At 71.2% G+C, this 18,168-nt stretch carries 16 protein-coding genes; 6 read left to right on the top strand and 10 right to left on the bottom strand.

What is annotated here, in order from left to right; all coding sequences use genetic code 11:
- Positions 1-40: 40 nt before the first annotated feature.
- The 4 genes from ACWIF2_RS35665 (at position 41) to ACWIF2_RS35680 (ending at position 4,219) form a co-directional block, all read left to right on the top strand.
- Complete coding sequence (locus tag ACWIF2_RS35665) at positions 41-802, top strand: DeoR/GlpR family DNA-binding transcription regulator (RefSeq protein WP_382495569.1); 762 nt, start codon at positions 41-43, stop codon at positions 800-802.
- Positions 799-1,746 carry a 1-phosphofructokinase gene (pfkB, locus tag ACWIF2_RS35670; protein WP_454365173.1) on the top strand — a complete coding sequence of 316 codons (948 nt, stop codon included), beginning with the start codon at positions 799-801 and terminating at the stop codon, positions 1,744-1,746. The genes ACWIF2_RS35665 and pfkB overlap by 4 nt, the downstream gene beginning before the upstream one ends.
- A gap of 136 nt (positions 1,747-1,882) precedes the next feature.
- Positions 1,883-3,940, top strand: a complete 2,058-nt coding sequence (locus ACWIF2_RS35675; RefSeq protein WP_454365175.1) for a PTS fructose transporter subunit IIABC — start codon at positions 1,883-1,885, stop codon at positions 3,938-3,940.
- A 117-nt stretch (positions 3,941-4,057) separates the two neighbouring features.
- On the top strand, positions 4,058-4,219 hold the full coding sequence (locus tag ACWIF2_RS35680) for a hypothetical protein (RefSeq protein ID WP_399017974.1): 162 nt from the start codon (positions 4,058-4,060) through the stop codon (positions 4,217-4,219).
- A 12-nt stretch (positions 4,220-4,231) separates the two neighbouring features.
- Here the strand turns inward: ACWIF2_RS35680 and ACWIF2_RS35685 are convergent, their stop codons facing one another.
- The 4 genes from ACWIF2_RS35685 to ACWIF2_RS35700 all read right to left on the bottom strand — a co-directional run bounded on the left by ACWIF2_RS35685 (position 4,232) and on the right by ACWIF2_RS35700 (position 8,936).
- A complete protein-coding gene (locus tag ACWIF2_RS35685; RefSeq protein ID WP_454365177.1) occupies positions 4,232-4,978 on the bottom strand; it encodes a DUF6227 family protein in 747 nt (248 codons plus the stop codon).
- 179 nt (positions 4,979-5,157) lie between these two features.
- Positions 5,158-6,375, bottom strand: a complete 1,218-nt coding sequence (locus ACWIF2_RS35690; protein ID WP_454365179.1) for a L,D-transpeptidase — start codon at positions 6,373-6,375, stop codon at positions 5,158-5,160.
- A gap of 165 nt (positions 6,376-6,540) precedes the next feature.
- A complete protein-coding gene (locus ACWIF2_RS35695) occupies positions 6,541-7,581 on the bottom strand; it encodes a P1 family peptidase (RefSeq protein ID WP_454365181.1) in 1,041 nt (346 codons plus the stop codon).
- Between the two features lie 122 nt (positions 7,582-7,703).
- Positions 7,704-8,936, bottom strand: a complete 1,233-nt coding sequence (locus tag ACWIF2_RS35700; RefSeq protein ID WP_454365183.1) for a low temperature requirement protein A — start codon at positions 8,934-8,936, stop codon at positions 7,704-7,706.
- 56 nt (positions 8,937-8,992) lie between these two features.
- On the opposite strand from ACWIF2_RS35700, the gene ACWIF2_RS35705 reads away from it, so the two are divergent.
- Positions 8,993-9,172: a hypothetical protein gene (locus ACWIF2_RS35705; RefSeq protein ID WP_184598063.1), complete on the top strand. Its 180-nt coding sequence runs from the start codon at positions 8,993-8,995 to the stop codon at positions 9,170-9,172.
- Between the two features lie 85 nt (positions 9,173-9,257).
- Here ACWIF2_RS35705 and mscL read toward each other — a convergent pair whose 3' ends face one another.
- From mscL to ACWIF2_RS35735, 6 genes are all read right to left on the bottom strand, one after another.
- Complete coding sequence (gene mscL / locus ACWIF2_RS35710) at positions 9,258-9,722, bottom strand: large conductance mechanosensitive channel protein MscL (protein WP_454365185.1); 465 nt, start codon at positions 9,720-9,722, stop codon at positions 9,258-9,260.
- 123 nt (positions 9,723-9,845) lie between these two features.
- Entirely contained in the window at positions 9,846-10,469 is a 624-nt protein-coding gene (locus ACWIF2_RS35715) for a hypothetical protein (RefSeq protein ID WP_454365187.1), read from the bottom strand.
- 155 nt (positions 10,470-10,624) lie between these two features.
- Entirely contained in the window at positions 10,625-11,530 is a 906-nt protein-coding gene (locus ACWIF2_RS35720; RefSeq protein ID WP_454365189.1) for an S-methyl-5'-thioadenosine phosphorylase, read from the bottom strand.
- Positions 11,531-11,607: 77 nt separating this feature from the next.
- Positions 11,608-11,937 (bottom strand): FmdB family zinc ribbon protein, encoded by a 330-nt coding sequence (locus ACWIF2_RS35725; RefSeq protein ID WP_454365191.1) that lies wholly within the window; start codon positions 11,935-11,937, stop codon positions 11,608-11,610.
- 67 nt (positions 11,938-12,004) lie between these two features.
- Entirely contained in the window at positions 12,005-13,324 is a 1,320-nt protein-coding gene (locus ACWIF2_RS35730; RefSeq protein ID WP_454365192.1) for an MFS transporter, read from the bottom strand.
- Positions 13,325-13,521: 197 nt separating this feature from the next.
- A complete protein-coding gene (locus ACWIF2_RS35735; RefSeq protein ID WP_454365194.1) occupies positions 13,522-15,051 on the bottom strand; it encodes a potassium/proton antiporter in 1,530 nt (509 codons plus the stop codon).
- A gap of 238 nt (positions 15,052-15,289) precedes the next feature.
- On the opposite strand from ACWIF2_RS35735, the gene ACWIF2_RS35740 reads away from it, so the two are divergent.
- The gene (locus tag ACWIF2_RS35740) at positions 15,290-18,097 is read left to right on the top strand and encodes a penicillin acylase family protein (protein WP_454365196.1); all 2,808 of its coding nucleotides are present in this window, start codon (positions 15,290-15,292) and stop codon (positions 18,095-18,097) included.
- Positions 18,098-18,168 lie beyond the last annotated feature (71 nt).

The raw sequence follows: 18,168 nt of genomic DNA on the forward strand, positions 1-18,168 counted from the left end.
CAGGTCGGCGTGGGCCGGCGCAGGTCGGAGGCGAGCGGGCATGTACGCACCGGAGCGTCAGCAGGAGATCCTCCGGCTCGCGCGGGACGGCGGCCGGGTGGACGTGGTGTCGCTGGCCGAGGAGTTCCAGGTGACGGCGGAGACGATCCGCCGGGATCTGAAGGCCCTCGACCGGGCCGGTCTGGTCCGCCGGGTGCACGGCGGAGCCATCCCGGTCGGGCGTCTCGACTTCGAGCCGGACCTCGCCGAGCGCGAGACCGCGGCGGCCGACGAGAAGGACCGCATCGCCAAGGCGGCCCTCGCGGAACTGCCGACCGAGGGCACGATGATCCTCGACGCCGGTACGACGGTGGCGAAGATGGCCGCCGCCCTCCCGCTGGAGGCCTCCCTCACCGTCGTCACGCACAGCCTGCCCATCGCGGCCCGCCTCGCCGACCACCCGGGCATCCAGCTCCACCTCATCGGAGGGCGCGTACGGCACCGTACGCGCGCCGCCGTGGACGCCTGGGCGCTCAGGGCGTACGGCGAGATCCGCGCCGACGTGCTGTTCGTGGCCGCCAACGGCTTCTCCGCCGAACACGGTCTGACCACCCCCGACCTCGCCGAGGCCGCCGTGAAGCGCGCGGCCGTGGCCGCCGCCCGCCGGGTGGTCCTGATCGCCGACTCCTCCAAGCACGGCCAGGAGCACTTCGCCCGCTTCGGCGACCTGAGCGATGTGGACCTGCTGATCACCGACAGCGGGCTGAGCCCCGAAGACGCCGTCGCCATCGAGCGCGGCGGCACGGAAGTAGTGCGCGCATGATCCTCACCGTCACCCCCAACCCGTCACTGGACCGCACCTACGAGGTGCCGTCCCTCGACCGCGGCGAGGTCATCCGCGCCACCGGCGAGCGGATGGACCCGGGCGGCAAGGGCGTGAACGTCTCGCGCGCGGTCGCCGCGGCCGGACAGCGCACCGTCGCGGTCCTGCCGCTCGGCGGCGCCCCGGGCGCGCTCGTCGCCGACCTGCTCGACGCGCAGGGCATCGAGGTCGCGCCGGTTCCGGTCGCCGGGGCCACCCGCTCCAACATCGCCCTCGCCGAGGCCGACGGCGTCCTGACGAAGATCAACGCACCGGGTCCGGAACTGTCCGAGACCGAGCGCGAACTGCTCCTGGAGACCGTACGGCGGCAGTCCGGAGACGCCGCCTGGATCGCCTGCTGCGGCAGCCTCCCGCGCGGCCTTGCCCCCTCCTGGTACGCCGAGCTGGTCGCCCGCACGCACGCCGCCGGTGCCCGGATAGCCCTGGACACCTCGGGGCCCGCGCTGCTGGAGGCGCTGCGGGAGCGGCCCGACGTGGTCAAGCCGAACGCCGAGGAGCTCGCCGGAGCCGTCGGCCGCCCCCTCGCCACCGTCGGCGACGCCCTGAAGGCGGCCGAGGAACTGCGCGCGCTGGGCGCCCGGGCCGTGCTCGCGAGCCTCGGCGCGGACGGGCAGCTGCTGGTGTCCGACGAGGGCGCCTGGTTCGGCAGCGCCCGCGTGGACACCGTCCGCAGCAACGTCGGCGCCGGCGACTCCTCCCTCGCCGGCTTCCTGATCGCCGGTGGCAGCGGCCCGGACGCCCTCGCCTCCGCGGTCGCCCATGGCGCGGCGGCCGTCCAGCTGCCCGGCAGCGTCATGCCGGAGCCGGGCGACCTGGACCCGGCGGCGGTGACGGTCACGGCCGAGGTCCCGGCGGACCGTGTGCTGAAGGAGCCGGTGTCATGACGTACCTCGAGCCGCACGAACCGGACCCCGAGCGGCGCACCTCCCCGTTACTCCCCGCCGCCACCCCCCACCGCACCCCTGTCCCCACCCCCGCCCACCCCGCTGACCGGGCGATACGCGTGCTAAGGAGCCCGCGATGAGCGACATGATCACGGCGGACCTGGTCGATCTCGACCTGTCCGCGGACACCAAGGAAGCGGCGGCGCGTGCCCTCGCCGAGCGCATGGTGGCCCTGGGCCGGGTGACCGACCTGGACGGCTTCCTCGCCGACGTGGCCGCCCGCGAGGCACAGATGCCGACCGGCCTCGACGGCGGCATCGGCATCCCGCACTGCCGCAGCGAGCACGTCACCGAGCCGACGCTCGCCTTCGGGCGCAGCTCCGACGGCATCGACTTCGGCGCGACGGACGGCCCCGCCGACCTGATCTTCCTGATCGCCGCGCCGGCCGGTGCCGACGACGCCCATCTGACGATCCTGTCGTCGCTGGCCCGGCAGCTGATGAACACGGAGTTCACCGACGCGCTGCGCTCGGTGGGCGACGCGGCGGCCGCGGCGGCGCTCATCAGGGGCGACGAGCCCGAGGCGTCCGAGCCGACGGCTTCCGAAGACACCGTGGCGTCGGCGGGAGCGGCCTCTCCCGCCGCCGCCACGGTCACCGACGACGACTCAGGGGCCGATGGCGCTCCCGAGGAGCGCCCGTTCCGCATCGTCGCCGTCACCTCCTGTCCCACCGGCATCGCCCACACCTACATGGCGGCGGAGTCGCTGGAGAACGCCGGCCGTGAGGCGGGCGTCGAGGTCACCGTCGAGACACAGGGCTCGGCCGGTTTCACCCGCCTCGACCCGGAGGTCATCGCGGCGGCGGACGGCGTGATCTTCGCCCACGACGTCTCCGTACGGGAGAAGGACCGCTTCGCCGGCAAGCCGACCGTCGACGTCGGTGTGAAGGCGGGCATCAACCGCCCCGCCGAACTCATCGCCGAGGTCCGCGAGAAGGCCGCGCGCGGCGAGGTCACCTCCGGCTCCCCGGGCGCCACGCCCGTCGAGCGCACCGGCGACTCCGGAGAGGGCTACGGCACCAAGCTGCGCAAGTGGCTGATGTCCGGCGTCAGTTACATGGTCCCGTTCGTCGCGGCGGGCGGTCTGCTGATCGCCCTCGGCTTCGCGATCGGCGGCTACAAGGTCAACAAGGCCCCGTCGGTGATGGACCACTTCCTGTGGATGCAGGCCGACAGCTGGGCGGCCCTGCTCTTCCAGATCGGCGGCGTCGCTTTCGGCTTCCTCGTCCCGGTCCTGGCCGGCTACATCGCCTACGGCATGGCCGACCGGCCAGGGCTGGTGCCCGGCTTCGTCGGCGGCTCGATCGCCCTGACCATCAACGCCGGTTTCCTCGGCGGCCTGGCGGCCGGTCTGATCGCCGGTGGCGTGGTGATCGCGATCCAGAAGGTGAACATCCCGCAGGCGCTGCGCGGCATCATGCCGGTGGTGGTGATCCCGCTGATCTCCTCGGCGATCGTCGGGTTCCTGATGTTCGTCGTCATCGGCAAGCCCATCGCCGAGGCGCAGAAGGGCATGACCGACTGGCTGAACGGTCTGTCCGGCGCCAACGCCGTCCTGCTCGGCACCCTCCTCGGCCTGATGATGTGCTTCGACCTCGGCGGCCCCGTCAACAAGGTCGCCTACACCTTCGCCACGGCCGGTATCGCGGTGTCCGACCCCAGCGACTCCGCGATGAAGATCATGGCGGCGGTCATGGCGGCCGGCATGGTGCCCCCGCTGGCGATGGCCCTGGCCACGACCGTGCGCGGCAAGCTCTTCAACGCCACCGAGCGCGAGAACGGCAAGGCCGCCTGGGTCCTCGGCGCCTCCTTCATCTCCGAGGGCGCGATCCCCTTCGCCGCGGCCGACCCGCTGCGCGTCATCCCGGCCTCCATGGCGGGCGGCGCGATCACCGGCGCCCTGTCGATGGCCTTCGGCGCCACCCTGCGCGCCCCGCACGGCGGCATCTTCGTGGTCCCGCTGATCGGCAACCCGTTCCTCTACCTGGTCGCCATCGCCGCGGGCGTCTGCGTCACGACGGCCCTGGTGATCGTCCTGAAGGGCATGCGCAAGCAGGCCCCGGGAGCCGCCGCGGCAGCCGGCGAGGGCACCGCGGCCCCGGCGGCGGAGAGCAAGCAGCCGGTGGCGGCGTGACACCCGTCGAGGTCCGTCCCTTTCGGGGCATGTGAACCGTTCATGCCACCTGCGAGATAGATCACGAAAATCACGGCCCGGGACCGAAGTCCCGGGCCGTGGTGTCTACTGGAGCGCATGCCTGAGCACCTCTCCGGGTGGCCCGAAGGCCACTCCCTCCCCGCTCTCCCGCAACAGCGGCAGACAGGCCCCCGGTCGGAGTCCGTGGAGCTCACCACGGAGGAGAGAGACGCCTTCACCGAGCTGGTGCGCCAGTTGGGCGGAGACCGGGGCGTCTAGGCAGACCGCGCCCTACGAAAGCTGCGCCGCCCGCCGCTCCATCGCATCGCGCGCCGCGTCCTCACTGCCGTACACCTCGCACATGTGCCGCCCGTCCGGCGTCGCCGTGTGCTCGACCTCCCACAGGGAGAGCTCCGCGCCGTCCCGTAGCAGGAACGCGTGCTCGTAGAGCGAGAAGCCCAGCCCCGCCCGCCCGGCGCGGCAGGGGCGGCCGAAGGCCTGGGTGATCTGATGGCCGGACGCCGTCGCCAGCAGGGCCGCCGTGTCCGCTCCCGGCCGGTCCGTGTTCTCCGCCCGGCGCAGTAAACGGCGCGCGTGGTCCGCCGAGTCGTCGGCGGCATAGGCGTGCCGGGGCGCGGGGACCGGCGACAGCTGCACCGTCACCGGCAGCTCGAAGTCGGGCGTGTCCGGCGGCAGCGGCAGACGCGCGGTCGCGGCCCGCAGCTCCTCCTCGTCCACGTAGACCTCGTGCTGCGGTTCGCTGCCCAGTGCCGTGTTGTGGACGAGCTCCCACAGGGTGAGCGCCGAACCGTCGGCGAGCAGCCACGTGTGCCGGTACGTCTCCCGGTGCAGGCCCGCGCTGTGGTGCGCGGAGTGCAGCGAACCGTCGTGGGCCAGGGCGCAGTCCAGCCGCCTTATCGTCTCGTCCGGTAGCTCGAAGGAGTTCAGGGCGCGGCCGAGGAGTCGCGCGAGGTGCTCCTCCGGAGACTCGGGCGAGTCGTGGGGTTCGTACGCTGCCGTCTCGTACGGAACGCTCAAGGTTTCTCCCGGCGTTGCTGCATGTCACCTTGTGGGTGCATACCGTAGCCCCTCGGTCGGACATCATGTCCGGGAACCGAGAAAACGTACGTCCGGGAAAACGCGCGGGCCGCGCGAAAAGTTCCCGCGCGGCCCGGCCGGTCCGTCAAAAATCCCAGTTGGGGCGGATGTTCAGTCGCTCACGACGCGCTGCCCGCGACCCACTGGCTCCATGCCATGTTCCAGCCGTTGAGCCCGTTGTCCGGCGACACCGTCTTGTCGGGGGAGTTCTTCACGATCACCACGTCGCCGATGAGCGAGTTGTCGTAGAACCACTTGGCGGGCGTGCTGCCCCCGGCGCCCTGGACGTCCGCGAGGCCGACGCAGCCGTGGCTGGTGCCCTGGCGTCCGAAGGGCGGATTGCCCTTGTTGTACCAGTAGTTGCCGTGGATGAACGTGCCGGACGTCGTCAGACGCATCGCGTGCGGCACGTCCGGGATGTCGTACTCACCGCCGAGGCCGACCGTCCGGCTGTTCATCCGGGTCTGCGTGAACTTCTCCGAGATCACCATCTGCCCGTTGTACGTGGTGTGCTCCGGGCTGCCCGCCGAGATCGGGATCGTCTTGATGGTCTTGCCGTCCCGGACGACCGTCATGGTCTGCGTGTTGACGTCGACCGTGGAGACCTGCGAGCGCCCGACGGTGAAGGTGACCGTCTTCTTCTGCACGCCGTAGACGCCCTTCGCGCCCTCGACCCCGTCCAGGTCGATCTTCATCGTCACCTTGGAGCCGGCCTTCCAGTACTCCTCGGGCCGGAAGTCGAGCCGCTGCCCGTTGAACCAGTGCCCGACCACCTTCTGCCCGCTGCTGGAGGTGACCGTGATGCGCGACTGCACGGCCTTCCGCTCGGTGATGGCCTTGTCGAAGGTGAACGACACCGGCATGCCCGCACCGACCGTGGTGCCGTTGTCCGGCGTGTACGTCCCGATGAAGCTGTTCGACGACGACACCGTCGTGAAGATCGAGTTGGCCGCGGCCGTCCGGCCGTCCGTGTCCTTCGCGGTCGCCGATATCTGGTACTTCGTGCCGCGCTCCAGCTGCTCCTTCGGCTTCCACGCCTTGCCGTCGGAGGAGATGGAGCCCGGCACGGCCTGACCGTCGCCCGCCACCGTCATCTTCACGTCGGTCAGCTTGCCGTCGCTGACCTTCACGCCGGTCGCGTTGATGGACGCGCCCGTCGAACCGTCCTTCGCCGAGATGGCGATCTTCGCGACGGACGTGTTGCCCGTGCCCTTGCCGCCCTTGGCGTCGTCATCGGCGGTGGCGCTGCCACCGCAGGCGGTGAGCGTCAGGGCGCCGACCATCAGGGCGGCACAGGCCCCCAGTGTGCGCCGCGCAGCAATGTCCGGCGTTGTCACGGGCTGCTCCCAGTTCGTGTGATGTGAGTGATCCGCTCCAGTACGTGAAGGAAGAGGGACCGGGCAGCCGTTCGGGTTGCGTCCGACCGCCAGGAACGACATCACCGTTACATGGCCGCGACAATGTCCGGCATCGCTGTGGGGCCGCTGTGGGAGCCCGCCCGCTCACTGGCCCGCGTACAACTCCCCGTACGACGGCCACGCCCCGCCAGGACCGTCGACCGGCTCGGCGGCGCGCACCGCCCGCACGATCGCGCGGGTCACCACATCGGCGCCGGCCGCGAGGACCTCGTTGAGGGCGAGCGGGTTCGCGGCGTCCAGGGCACGGTCTCCCGTCGCCAGCGCGAACACCGTGTCCCCGTCGTTGAGGAGGTGCACGGGCCGCACCGCGCGGGCGATGCCGTCGTGAGCCGTGCCGGCCAGCTTCTGTGCCTGGGGCTTCGACAGCTCCGCGTCCGTGGCTACCACCGCGAGCGTGGTGTTGAGCGGCGGAGGCGCGCTCCTCGCGGCCGTCTCGGCGAGGCGCCGCCGCGCGGCCGCGTGGACCTCCGCCTCCGGGTACTCCACCCGCCCCTGGAACAACTCCCCGTACAGCACCCCCGTTTCCGGATCGACCGTCGAACCCGCCGCGTTGGCCACCACCAGCGCGGCCACCGTGACACCCGAGCCGAGCACCGTGCTCGCGCTGCCGATACCTCCCTTCACCACCCCGGTCACCGCCCCCGTGCCGGCGCCCACACAGCCCTGGGCCACCCGCGCGCCGAGCTCGCTCGCCGCGGCCGCCTCGACCGCGGCCCGTCCGGTGGCCGCGTCCGGCCGGGCCCGGAAATCGCCGCCCCGCCCCAGATCGAAGACACAGGCGGCGGGCACCACCGGCACCACATGCGCCGGGTCCGCCCCGACCCGGATCCCGCGCCCCCTCTCCTCCAGCCAGGCCATCACCCCCGAGGCGGCGTCCAGCCCGTAGGCGCTGCCGCCGGTCAGCACGATCGCCTCGACCTTCCGCACCACGTTGCGCGGGTCGAGCGCGTCCGTCTCCTTGGTCCCGGGGCCACCGCCCCGCACGTCCACGGCGGCCACGGCCCCGCCCTCCGGGGCGAGCACGACCGTGGTGCCGGTGAGCCAGCCGTCGCCGGCGCGGGTCGCATGCCCCACGCGCAGGCCGGAGACATCCGTCAGAGCGTCCACCAGAGCGTCAACTGTCATGGCGCCCAGTGTTGTCCAGTCGTCGGCCGTCATGGGCCGTCGTGGCGGTCGCGGCCCTCACGGGTGTCGCGGGCGTACTGGGCGCGCCGGGCGTACCGGGCGCACCGGGCCGGTCGGTGCCGTCAGGCCGTCCGGCTCGAAGGCACCTGGGCTCTCGCCGGGCGCGCGGCCAGCGTCTCTCCCGCCACCACCGACAGCGCGCAGACCACGCCCGCCGTGAGCACCGCCCAGTCACCCAGGAAGGTGCAGCAGATCACCAGCAGTGCCGTCGTCGGCAGCACCAGCTGCTGGGTGATGCCCGCCTTGAAGTGACGCGAGTGCAGGGCCCAGACGGTGAGCAGATACAGGGCCGTCGGCAGGGTCACGGCGGCCGACGCCGCCAGCGTCGAGATGTGCGCCTTGCCGACCGTCTGCTCCACCGCCACCTCCAGTCCGGCCCCGATCGCGGCCGCCGAGGCGAAGACCACATAGTGGCCGTAGCCCCACAGGAACGCCTGCCGGTTGGACCGCAGATGGCCGTGGATGGGCACCACGAAGTAGATCCACCACGCGGCGAAGATGATCAGCAGCCCGCCCGACGCGATGGGGAGGAGCTCGCCCAGTGCGTCGTTCTCGTCGATACCGGACTTCACGGCGATCGTGGCCGCGGCGATCGTCTCCCCGAGCACGATGATGGTGAACAGCCCGTAGCGCTCCGCGATATGGCGGGGATGCCAGGCCGTGGGGTGCCCCCTCTCCGCGAAGAGCGGCACGCACATCTCCAGCAGCGCCATCACCAGGAACCACCAGGGCCGGGCGTCCTCGGGCAGGAGCAGCAGACCCAGCCAGCCGACCTGGCACAGCAGCACACCGCCGGCGTAGCGCAGGGCCGTCGTCCGCTCCGGGCCCTCGGCTGTGCGGGCCGCCCGCAGCCACTGCGTCACCAGGGCCAGCCGCATGATCACGTAACCCAGCCAGACAACGAAGTAGTCGTGCTCCTCGAACGCCTGTGAGACCCCCGCCGCGAGGACCAGCACACCCGCGATCTGCACCAGCGTGACGACCCGGTACAGCACGTCGTCGTTGTCGTATGCCGAGGCGAACCATGAGAAGTTCATCCACGCCCACCACACGGCGAAGAACACCATCGCGTAGTCGAGGATCCCCTCGCCCGCATGCCCCTCGGCGACGGAGTGCACCAGCTGGATGCCCGCCTGGGCGACGGCCACGACGAAGCACAGGTCGAAGAAGAGCTCCAGCGGCGAGGCCGTCCGATGCGCCTCGTCGCGTCCGCGGGCCCTGAGCCTGCGCAGCGGTCCCCGGTCGTCGCCGGGCGGGCCGGAGGAGCCGGGCGGGGGAGGTGGGCTGGACGTCATGATTCCCAGCACAGCAGAAGGCGCGGGGATTTTCTCCGCGACCGTACCCTGGACGCATGAGTAGCGCCCCCGATCCCGAACCGCGCGCGCCGAAGCCCGCGCTGGTCTTCGACGACCCGCTCGACCAGCAGTCCTCCGACGACACCGACCGCGGCTGGGGCGAGCGCACCGACTCCGGCGGCGGCGCGGCCGACCTCAAGCGCTTCCTCGACGAGAAGCCGCCCCACCACATCTGAGCCGGCCGGCTCCGCCACGTCTGAGCCAGGCAGTCCCACCCTCTCCGGGCAAGGCCGCCCCACCCCCTCTGCGCCGCCCGTGGCGTTACCGCTCCTGCTGGTCGGGCCCCGGACCGCGCTGTGCGACCAGCGCGTCCCGGATCTCCTTCAGCACCTCCAGCTCGGTCACCTCCAGGACCTCCTGCGTGCCCTCCTTCGCCTTGCGGCGGGCCTCCTGGCGGGCCAGGTACTTGGCCATGGGCAGGACCATCAGGAAGTAGACGACCGCGGCCGTGATCACGAAGCTCAAGGTGGCGCCGAGGACGGAGCCCCAGGCGATCTGGATGCCCTCCTCGCCCTTGCACGTCGAGCTCAGGCAGGAGCTGTAGTGGTCGAGGTTCTTGGTCCCGATGGCCCCGACGACCGGGTTGATGATCCCCTTGACCACGGCGTTGACGATGTTCGTGAACGCGGCGCCGATCACCACCGCCACAGCCAGATCGACGACGTTCCCGCGCATCAGGAAGGCCTTGAAGCCCTCCCAGAGGCTCGGTTCCTTCTTCTCGCTCACCTCGGGGCCTTTCCTCGCACGAGCAGCTTATGGAACAAAACGCTCCGCAACCTACGTCACGCTTGGGCCGAACCGAGTACCTGGGTCCCTCGAACGAGGGCCTTGACGAGATCGTGCACAGCATCACCACAACGTCACCGCCAACCGCGACGTGGTGCTCGCCCCGGCGAGCCGGGCCGCGGTGGCACGCGGCACCGAGAGCACGACCAGCGCCCCGCCGTCGGTCGCGCCCTCCAGAGGCTCCGGCACCTTCGTCACCCTGGCCCCGCGCGCGACCACACGGGCATCACCGCCCGTCGCCGTCCCCTCGGCGGCGATGACGTCGACCCGGTCGCCCGGCCGCAGCAGCCGTACCGTCGCCGCGTCGGCGATCCGGATCGGTGCCGTCACCCCACCGGGTGCCACAGCCCCCGCGCCACCGCGCGTCCCCGCAGCACCGAGCGTCCCCGCGGACCGCTCCCCGGACGCCGAGGCCGTGTGCGCGGGGGACTGACCACGGGGCTGACCACGGGCTCCGTCACCGTCACGCGGTCCCGCCGCCACCAGCGCGGTCGCGGTGACCGCGAGCCCGACGGCCAGGGCCCGCCGTCGGTGCCGCCCGAGCCGGCCCGACCGGTACCGGCCCCCGCGCACCCGCACGGGATCGAAGCGCGGCACCTCGCGCGTCGCGGGCGCCTCGGGGCCGGGCGGGAGCGCGGTGACGGGTGAGCCGGCGGAAAGGGAGGACGTGAGCGGAGCGAGGGACACGGGAACCACCACCTGGGACGAGGACCGGATGCGCTCCCCACGATGAGGCCTCCCGCCGCCGCCCGCTCAGGCCTGTGGAGCTACCCCCAAGCTGTGGACAACTCCCTCACCCGAACGGCAAGTTCCGCCCTCCCTCAGAAAGGGGGGCCTGCCGGTCACGGCAACACGAACCCCGGATCCATCCCACCCAACGCCCCGCCACACAGACAGTCCCGCTCGTCCTCCCCCGGCAACCCGGCCACCGCGTCGAACAGCACCCCCCGCAGCCGCCCCACGTTCGCCGCGAACACCCGCAGCACCTCGTCGTGCGAGACGCCCTCCCCGCTCTCGGCACCCGCGTCGAGGTCGGTGACCAGGGTCAGGGACGTGTAGCAGAGCTCCAGCTCACGGGCGAGCGCCGCCTCGGGGTGCCCGGTCATCCCCACCACCGACCAGCCCTGCGCCTGGTGCCACAACGATTCGGCACGGGTCGAGAAGCGCGGCCCCTCGACCACGACCAGCGTGCCGCCGTCCACCGGCTCCCACTCCCGGCCGCGTGCCGCCTTCAGCGCGACGGCCCGCCCGGCGGAGCAGTAGGGGTCGGCCAGCGACACGTGCACCACGTTCGGCACCGACCCGTCGGGCAGCGGCTCTCCGTCGAAGTACGTGTTCGCGCGGGACTTCGTGCGGTCGACCAGTTGGTCCGGCACCAGCAGCGTGCCCGGCCCGTACTCGGGACGCAGACCGCCCACGGCGCACGGGGCGAGCACCTGGCGCACGCCGACCGACCGCAGCGCCCACAGATTGGCCCGGTAGTTGATCCGGTGCGGCGGCAGGTGGTGGCCCCGCCCGTGCCTCGGCAGGAAGGCGACGCGCCGGCCGGCGACCTCGCCGAGGAAGAGGGAATCGCTGGGCGAGCCGTACGGGGTGTCGACCCGCACCTCGGTCACGTCGTCGAGGAAGGAGTAGAACCCGGAGCCGCCGATGACGCCGATCCCGGCGCCCTGCCCGTCCGCCGGGCCTGCCACGTCCGCAGAGCCCACCACATCCGCCGAGCCCGCCACGTTCGCCTTGTTCGCCATGTCCGCACCCTAACCGCACGCACAAACGCCGAGGACCCCGTCGCCCGAAGGCGGCAGGGTCCCGGAGGGATCAGGTCTTACGCGGCGGTGGTGCTGCTGCTGGTGGAGCTGCCCGAGCCCGACGAGGAGCTCGAAGACGAGCTGGAGGAAGAGCTCGAGCCGGAGCCCGAGCCGGAGTCGGAGGACGACGAGGAGCTCGACGACTTCGCCGGGGAGCTGCTCGAGGAGGAGCCGCGGCTGTCGTTCCGGTAGAAGCCGGAGCCCTTGAAGACGATGCCGACCGCCGAGAACACCTTCTTCAGGCGGCCCTGGCAGTTCGGGCACTCGGTAAGGGCGTCGTCGGTGAACTTCTGCACCGCCTCGAGGCCCTCGCCGCACTCGGTGCACTGGTACTGGTAGGTCGGCACTGTCTTCCTCCTGGCACTCTCACTCGATGAGTGCTAACGACGGTCCATAGTGACGTATTCCAGCCGCTCAGTCCACTGCCACCGGCACGCGGTGACCCACGCCACGTGCGACCGTCCGCCCGTGGGCACGCCCCGACAGCCGGGAACGCAGGGCCAGGAGGGTCGCCAGGGCGAGCACCGTGCCGCCCATGGGCACCAGGAAACCGGCACCGTCCCAGAGACGGTCCTCCAGTTGCCCGGCGACGGTGACGGCGGCCGCCTGGCCGAGTGCCACCGCGCCGGTCAGCCAGGTGAAGGCCTCGGTACGGGCACCGGCCGGGACCAGACCGTCGACCAGGGTGTAGCCGGTGATCAGGGCGGGCGCGATGCACATGCCGACCAGCAGGCCGAGACCCGCCAGGACCGGCACCGAGTGGGCGGCCCACAGGCCCGACGCGGTGAGGGCGAGCGCTGTGTAGCCGATGACCAGGCGCCGCTGCGGGGCCGCCTTCCAGGCGATCGCGCCGCAGACGAGGCCGGAGATCATGTTGCCCGCGGCGAAGACGCCGTAGAGGACGCCGTTCAGGCCCGGTTCGCCGATCGACTCGGTGAACGCGGCCAGCGAGACCTGCATGCCGCCGAAGACGGCACCGATGCCCAGGAAGGTCACCATCAGCACGCGCACCCCGGGGACGCGCAGCGCGGAGGTGTGCTCCACGCGCGCGTGGCCGACGGCTTCGACCGAGGGCTGGGTGCCCTTCTGGGCGGCGAACAGCAGACCGCCGATCAGCGTCAGCGAGGCCTCGGTGACCAGCCCGGCGGCCGGGTCGATCGCCGTGCACAGGGCGGTGGCCAGCAGCGGTCCGACGACGAAGGTCAGTTCGTCCGTGACGGACTCGAAGGCCGCCGCGGTGGTCATCAGGGGCGAGTCCTTGAGCTTCACCCCCCAGCGGGCCCGCACCATGGGCCCGACCTGTGGCACCGAGGCGCCGGTCGGGACGGCCGCGACGAACACCGCCCACAGCGGGGCGTCCAGCAGCGCGAGCGCCGTCAGCGTCAGCCCGGAGACCGCGTGCAGCAGCACTCCGGGGATCAGCACGGCACGCTGTCCGTAGCGGTCGGCGAGGCGGCCGCTGTAGGGCGCGAACAGGGCCATGGAGACACCGGTGACGGCCGCGGCGGCGCCCGCCGCTCCGTAGGAGCCGGTGGTGTGCTGCACCAGCAGCACGATGGAGATCGTCAGCATCGCGAACGGCTGGCGTGCCGCGAAGCCGGGGAGCAGGAACGTCCAGGCGCCGCGGGTGCGCAGCAGCCGGCCGTATCCGGGGCGGGCGGAAGCCGTCGAGTTCTGCGAGATCTTCGCGTTCTTCGAGTCCTTCGACTTCTCCGAGGTGACCGTGGATGCCACGGCCCGTGCCTTTCTGCCGCCTGGTAGCGCGGCCCGGCAGGCGGGCGGCGCCGAGAGCTGTCCTCTTGCGCGGATCTGCGGTAGATGCCGGGGCCCGGTGAGGAGGGACGTCCCGACCGCCATACGGTCGCGCCAGCTCTGCGTCAGACAGAGTTGGTTCGATCTTGGGTCAGACGTTCATCGTACAGGGACCCGTCTCAACGACTCGCGCCGTCCGTCCCCAGCCACCCGGCCAGCTTGCCGCCGTGGCCCACCGACCGCAGCCGCTTCTCCGTGGCGTCCCGGACCGGGTCCGTGGCCACGACGAGCAGCTCGTCCCCGCGCTGCAGCACCGTCGTGGGAAGCGGAACGAACGATTCGTTCGCGCGCACGACGAGGGTCACGGCGGCACCGGGCGGCAGCCGTAGCTCGGCCACCTCCACGCCGTGCATCTTCGACCCCTCGGGGATCGCCACGGACAGCAGATGCCCGCGCAGCCGCTCCAGCGGGGCCGACTCGATGCCGAGGTCGGCGGCCTCCGAACCGTCGCCCAGGCGCAGCTTGCGGGCCAGCCACGGCAGCGTCGGGCCCTGGACCAGGGTGTAGACGACGACCAGGACGAAGACGATGTTGAAGATCCGGCGGCTGGCGTCGACGCCCTCCACCATGGGGATGGTCGCCAGAATGATGGGCACGGCCCCGCGCAGTCCCGCCCAGGACATCAGGGCCTGCTCACGCCAGGGCACCCGGAACGGCGTCAGGCAGAACACCACGCTCAGCGGACGCGCCACCATGGTCAGCACCAGACCGATGGCGAGGGCGGGCACGATGTCGTCGCCCAGCTCGTGCGGTGTGACCAGCAGGCCGAGCAGGACGAACATGCCGATCTGGGCCATCCAGCCGAGTCCGTCGGCGAAGCCGCGCGTGGCCGGCCAGTGCGGCAGCCGCGCGTTGCCCATCACCATCGCGGCGAGGTACACCGCGAGGAAGCCGCTGCCGTGGGCGAGCGCGCCCGCCGCGTACGCCACCGTGGCGATCGCCATGACGGCGATCGGGTAGAGGCCGGAGGCGGGCAGTGCCACATGCCGCAGCCCCCAGGAGCCCAGCCAGCCCACCGCGAGCCCGATGGCCGCGCCGATGGCCAGCTCCAGCAGGATCACGCCCAGCAGGACGTACCAGTGCTCGACCGGGCCCGACGCGGACAGGGAGACCACGAGGATGACCACGGGGGCGTCGTTGAAGCCGGACTCGGCCTCCAGCGTGCCCGTCACGCGCGCGGGGAGGGGCAGTTTGCGCAGCACGGAGAAGACGGCCGCCGCGTCGGTCGAGGAGACGACCGCCCCGATGATGAGCGCCTGCCGCCACTCGAGACCGATCAGGTAGTGCGCGGCCGACGCCGTGACCCCGACGCTCACCGCGACACCGGCCAGCGCCAGTGCCGTGGCGGCCGGCAGGGCCGGCTTGATCTCCTTCCACTTCGTGCCCAGACCGCCCTCGGCCAGGATCACGACCAGGGCCGCGTATCCGATGACCTGGGTCAGCTCGGCGTTGTCGAAGTGGATGTCGCCCACGCCGTCCTGGCCCATGGCGACGCCTATGCCCAGGTAGACGAGCAGGCTGGGGAGCCCGCTGCGCGAGGAGATCCGTACCGCTGCGACGGCGACGAGCAGGACGAGCGAGCAGACGAGCAGGAGCTGGTTGAGGTGGTGAACAGTCAGCGGCCGAATCCTTCCCTGGCCCGCACGCACGCGCGCGTGGGCTCACGTACATCGCACATGAAGCTGTGGCGCACCGCGCCAACTACTTCGTTACCTTACCTAACTCTTGACGATTTCTTGACGCTTCCGAGGGTGAGATCGAACGTTCGTCCGTGCCGGTTCTCGACTCCGCGTCAAGGGGCGCAAGGCCCTGCGCCTATCGTTGCTCCAGCGCTCAGTTAAAAGCACAGCCGAACCTGCCGCTCGCGTTAGGACAGCAAGGACAGCGATGCCCCCCAACACCACCGCCTCCACGGGTCAGCAGCCCGGCAAGTCCGGCAGGAGAAAGGGGCGCAAAGCCCGACTGGTCCTGATCGTCCTGGTGCTGGCCCTCATCGGGGGCGTGGCCTTCGGCGGGTACTGGTCCGTCAGCACCGTCCGGGCCTCCTTCCCGCAGACCACGGGAACCCTCACGCTCAAGGGCCTCTCGGGACCGGTCGAGGTCAAACGGGACAACTACGGCATCCCGCAGATCTATGCCTCGTCCGACGCGGACCTGTTCATGGCGCAGGGCTACGTCCAGGCGCAGGACCGGTTCTACGAGATGGACGTACGCCGCCACATGGCCTCCGGGCGGCTGTCGGAGATGTTCGGCAAGAGCCAGGTCGACAACGACGAGTTCCTGCGCACGCTCGGCTGGGACCGGGTCGCGAAGAAGGAGTACGACACCAAGCTGTCGGCCTCCACGAAGAAGTACCTCCAGGCGTACTCCAAGGGGGTCAACTCCTACCTCCAGGGCAAGGACGGCAAGGACATCTCCCTGGAGTACGCGGCGCTCGGCTTCACCAACGACTACAAGCCGCAGAACTGGACCCCGGTCGACTCGGTCTCCTGGCTGAAGGCGATGGCCTGGGACCTGCGCGGCAACATGCAGGACGAGATCGACCGCGCCCTGCTGACCAGCCGCCTCGGCCCGAAGGAGGTCGCCGACCTGTACCCGGAGTATCCGTCCGGCCGCAACAAGGCGATCGTCCAGGAGGGCCAGTACAACGAGCTGACGGGCACGTTCGAACAGGGCGGCACGAGTGGCACGTCCGGCACGAGCGGTGGTTCCACCGGCACCGGCGGCTCCACGGGCACCGGCGGCTCCACGGGCACCGGCGCCTCTGCCGGCACCGGGAGCGGCTCGGGCACGCAAGGCCTCCAGAGCCAGCTCAGCGGCCTCACCAAGGTCCTGGACGACCTCCCGCCGGCCGTCGGCGTGAACGGCGACGGCATCGGCTCCAACTCCTGGGTCGTCTCCGGGGAGCACACGATCACCGGCAAGCCGCTGCTGGCCAACGACCCGCACCTGTCGCCCTCGCTGCCCTCCGTCTGGTACCAGATGGGCCTGCACTGCCGCAGCGTCTCCAGCGCCTGCCAGTACGACGTCAGCGGGTACACCTTCGCGGGCATGCCCGGCGTGATAATCGGTCACAACCAGGACATCGCCTGGGGCATGACCAACTCCGGCGTCGACGTCACGGACCTCTACCTGGAGAAGATCACCGGCAACGGCTACCAGTACGACGGCAAGATCAAGCCGTTCGAGACGCGCGAGGAGACCATCAAGGTCGCCGGCGGCGAGCCCAAGAAGATCGTCGTCCGTGAGACCAACAACGGACCCCTGCTGTCGGACCGTGACGAAGAGCTGGTGAAGGTCGGCAAGAAGGCCGGCGTCGACACCGCCGCACCCGACAGAGGCGACGGCTACGGCGTCGCGCTGCGCTGGACCGCGCTGCAGCCCGGCACCACCATGGACGCCGTCTTCGCCATGGACAAGGCGAAGGACTGGAACGGCTTCCGCAAGGCCGCCGCGCAGTTCGAGGTGCCCTCGCAGAACCTGATCTACGCCGACACCCAGGACAACATCGGCTACACCCTCCCGGGCAGGATCCCCACGCGCGCGGAGGGCGACGACGGCTCGCTCCCCGCGCCCGGCTGGGACCCCAAGCACCGCTGGACCGGCTACGTCGAGCAGGACGCCCTGCCGTACGAGTACAACCCGAAGCGTGGCTACATCGTCACCGCCAACCAGGCCGTGATCGACCCGGACAAGTACCCCTACACGCTGACCAAGGACTGGGGCTACGGCACGCGCAGCCAGCGCATAAGCGATCTGATCCAGTCGAAGATCAAGGACGGCGGCAAGGTCTCCACGGACGACATGCGCCAGATGCAGCTGGACAACAGCAGCGAGATCGCCCGGCTGCTGGTGCCCACGCTGCTGAAGATCGACCCCGAGAACAAGGACGTCCGCGAGGCGCAGAAGCTCCTCGAGGGCTGGGACTACACCCAGGACGCCGACTCGGCCGCCGCGGCCTACTTCAACGCGGTCTGGCGCAACATCCTCAAGCTCGCCTTCGGCAACAAGCTGCCCAAGGAACTGCGGCCCAGGGGCCAGTGCCTGTACGTCGATCCGGTCAACACCACCGGTCCCGCCGACGAGGCCGAGAAGGTCCGCGAGTGCGGCCAGCGCGACCCCGACCAGGCGCAGCCCGACGGCGGTGACCGCTGGTTCGAGGTGGTCCGCAAGCTGATGGAGCAGCCCGACAGCGACTGGTGGAAGACGCCCGAGGCGGGCACCCGTCCCCCGGCCGCCAACCGCGACCAGCTGTTCAGGCGGGCCATGATCGACGCCCGCTGGGAGCTGACCGCCAAGCTCGGCAAGGACATCGACAGCTGGAGCTGGGGCCGGCTGCACCGCCTGTTCCTGGACAACCAGACCCTCGGCACCGAGGGCCCCGGTTTCGTCCAGTACGCCCTCAACCGCGGCCCGTGGGAGCTCGGCGGCGGCGAGGCGACGGTCAACGCGACCGGCTGGAACGCCGCCGCCGGCTACAGCGTCGTCTGGGTGCCGTCCATGCGGATGGTCGTGAACCTCGGCGATCTCGACAAGTCGAAGTGGATCAACCTCTCCGGCGCGTCCGGGCACGCCTACAGCGCCCACTACGTCGACCAGACGGACAAGTGGGCCGAGGGCGAACTGTTGCCGTGGTCCTACTCGGACAAGGCGGTCGAGAACAGCGCGACCGACAAGCTGGTGCTCAAGCCCTGAGCCTGGTGCTCAAGCCCTGAGCCGCTGACGCCCGCACGACGGGAACGGCCCTCCACGCGCGCGTGGAGGGC

The sequence above is a fragment of the Streptomyces sp. NPDC055506 genome (genome assembly GCF_053643595.1).

Coding starts and splice junctions, on each gene's coding strand:
- ACWIF2_RS35665 (WP_382495569.1), top strand. CDS start 41: ATGTACGCACCGGAGCGTCAGCAGGAGATCCTCCGGCTCGCGCGGGAC.
- pfkB (WP_454365173.1), top strand. CDS start 799: ATGATCCTCACCGTCACCCCCAACCCGTCACTGGACCGCACCTACGAG.
- ACWIF2_RS35675 (WP_454365175.1), top strand. CDS start 1,883: ATGAGCGACATGATCACGGCGGACCTGGTCGATCTCGACCTGTCCGCG.
- ACWIF2_RS35680 (WP_399017974.1), top strand. CDS start 4,058: ATGCCTGAGCACCTCTCCGGGTGGCCCGAAGGCCACTCCCTCCCCGCT.
- ACWIF2_RS35695 (WP_454365181.1), bottom strand. CDS start 7,581: ATGACAGTTGACGCTCTGGTGGACGCTCTGACGGATGTCTCCGGCCTG.
- ACWIF2_RS35700 (WP_454365183.1), bottom strand. CDS start 8,936: ATGACGTCCAGCCCACCTCCCCCGCCCGGCTCCTCCGGCCCGCCCGGC.
- ACWIF2_RS35705 (WP_184598063.1), top strand. CDS start 8,993: ATGAGTAGCGCCCCCGATCCCGAACCGCGCGCGCCGAAGCCCGCGCTG.
- ACWIF2_RS35720 (WP_454365189.1), bottom strand. CDS start 11,530: ATGGCGAACAAGGCGAACGTGGCGGGCTCGGCGGATGTGGTGGGCTCT.
- ACWIF2_RS35740 (WP_454365196.1), top strand. CDS start 15,290: ATGCCCCCCAACACCACCGCCTCCACGGGTCAGCAGCCCGGCAAGTCC.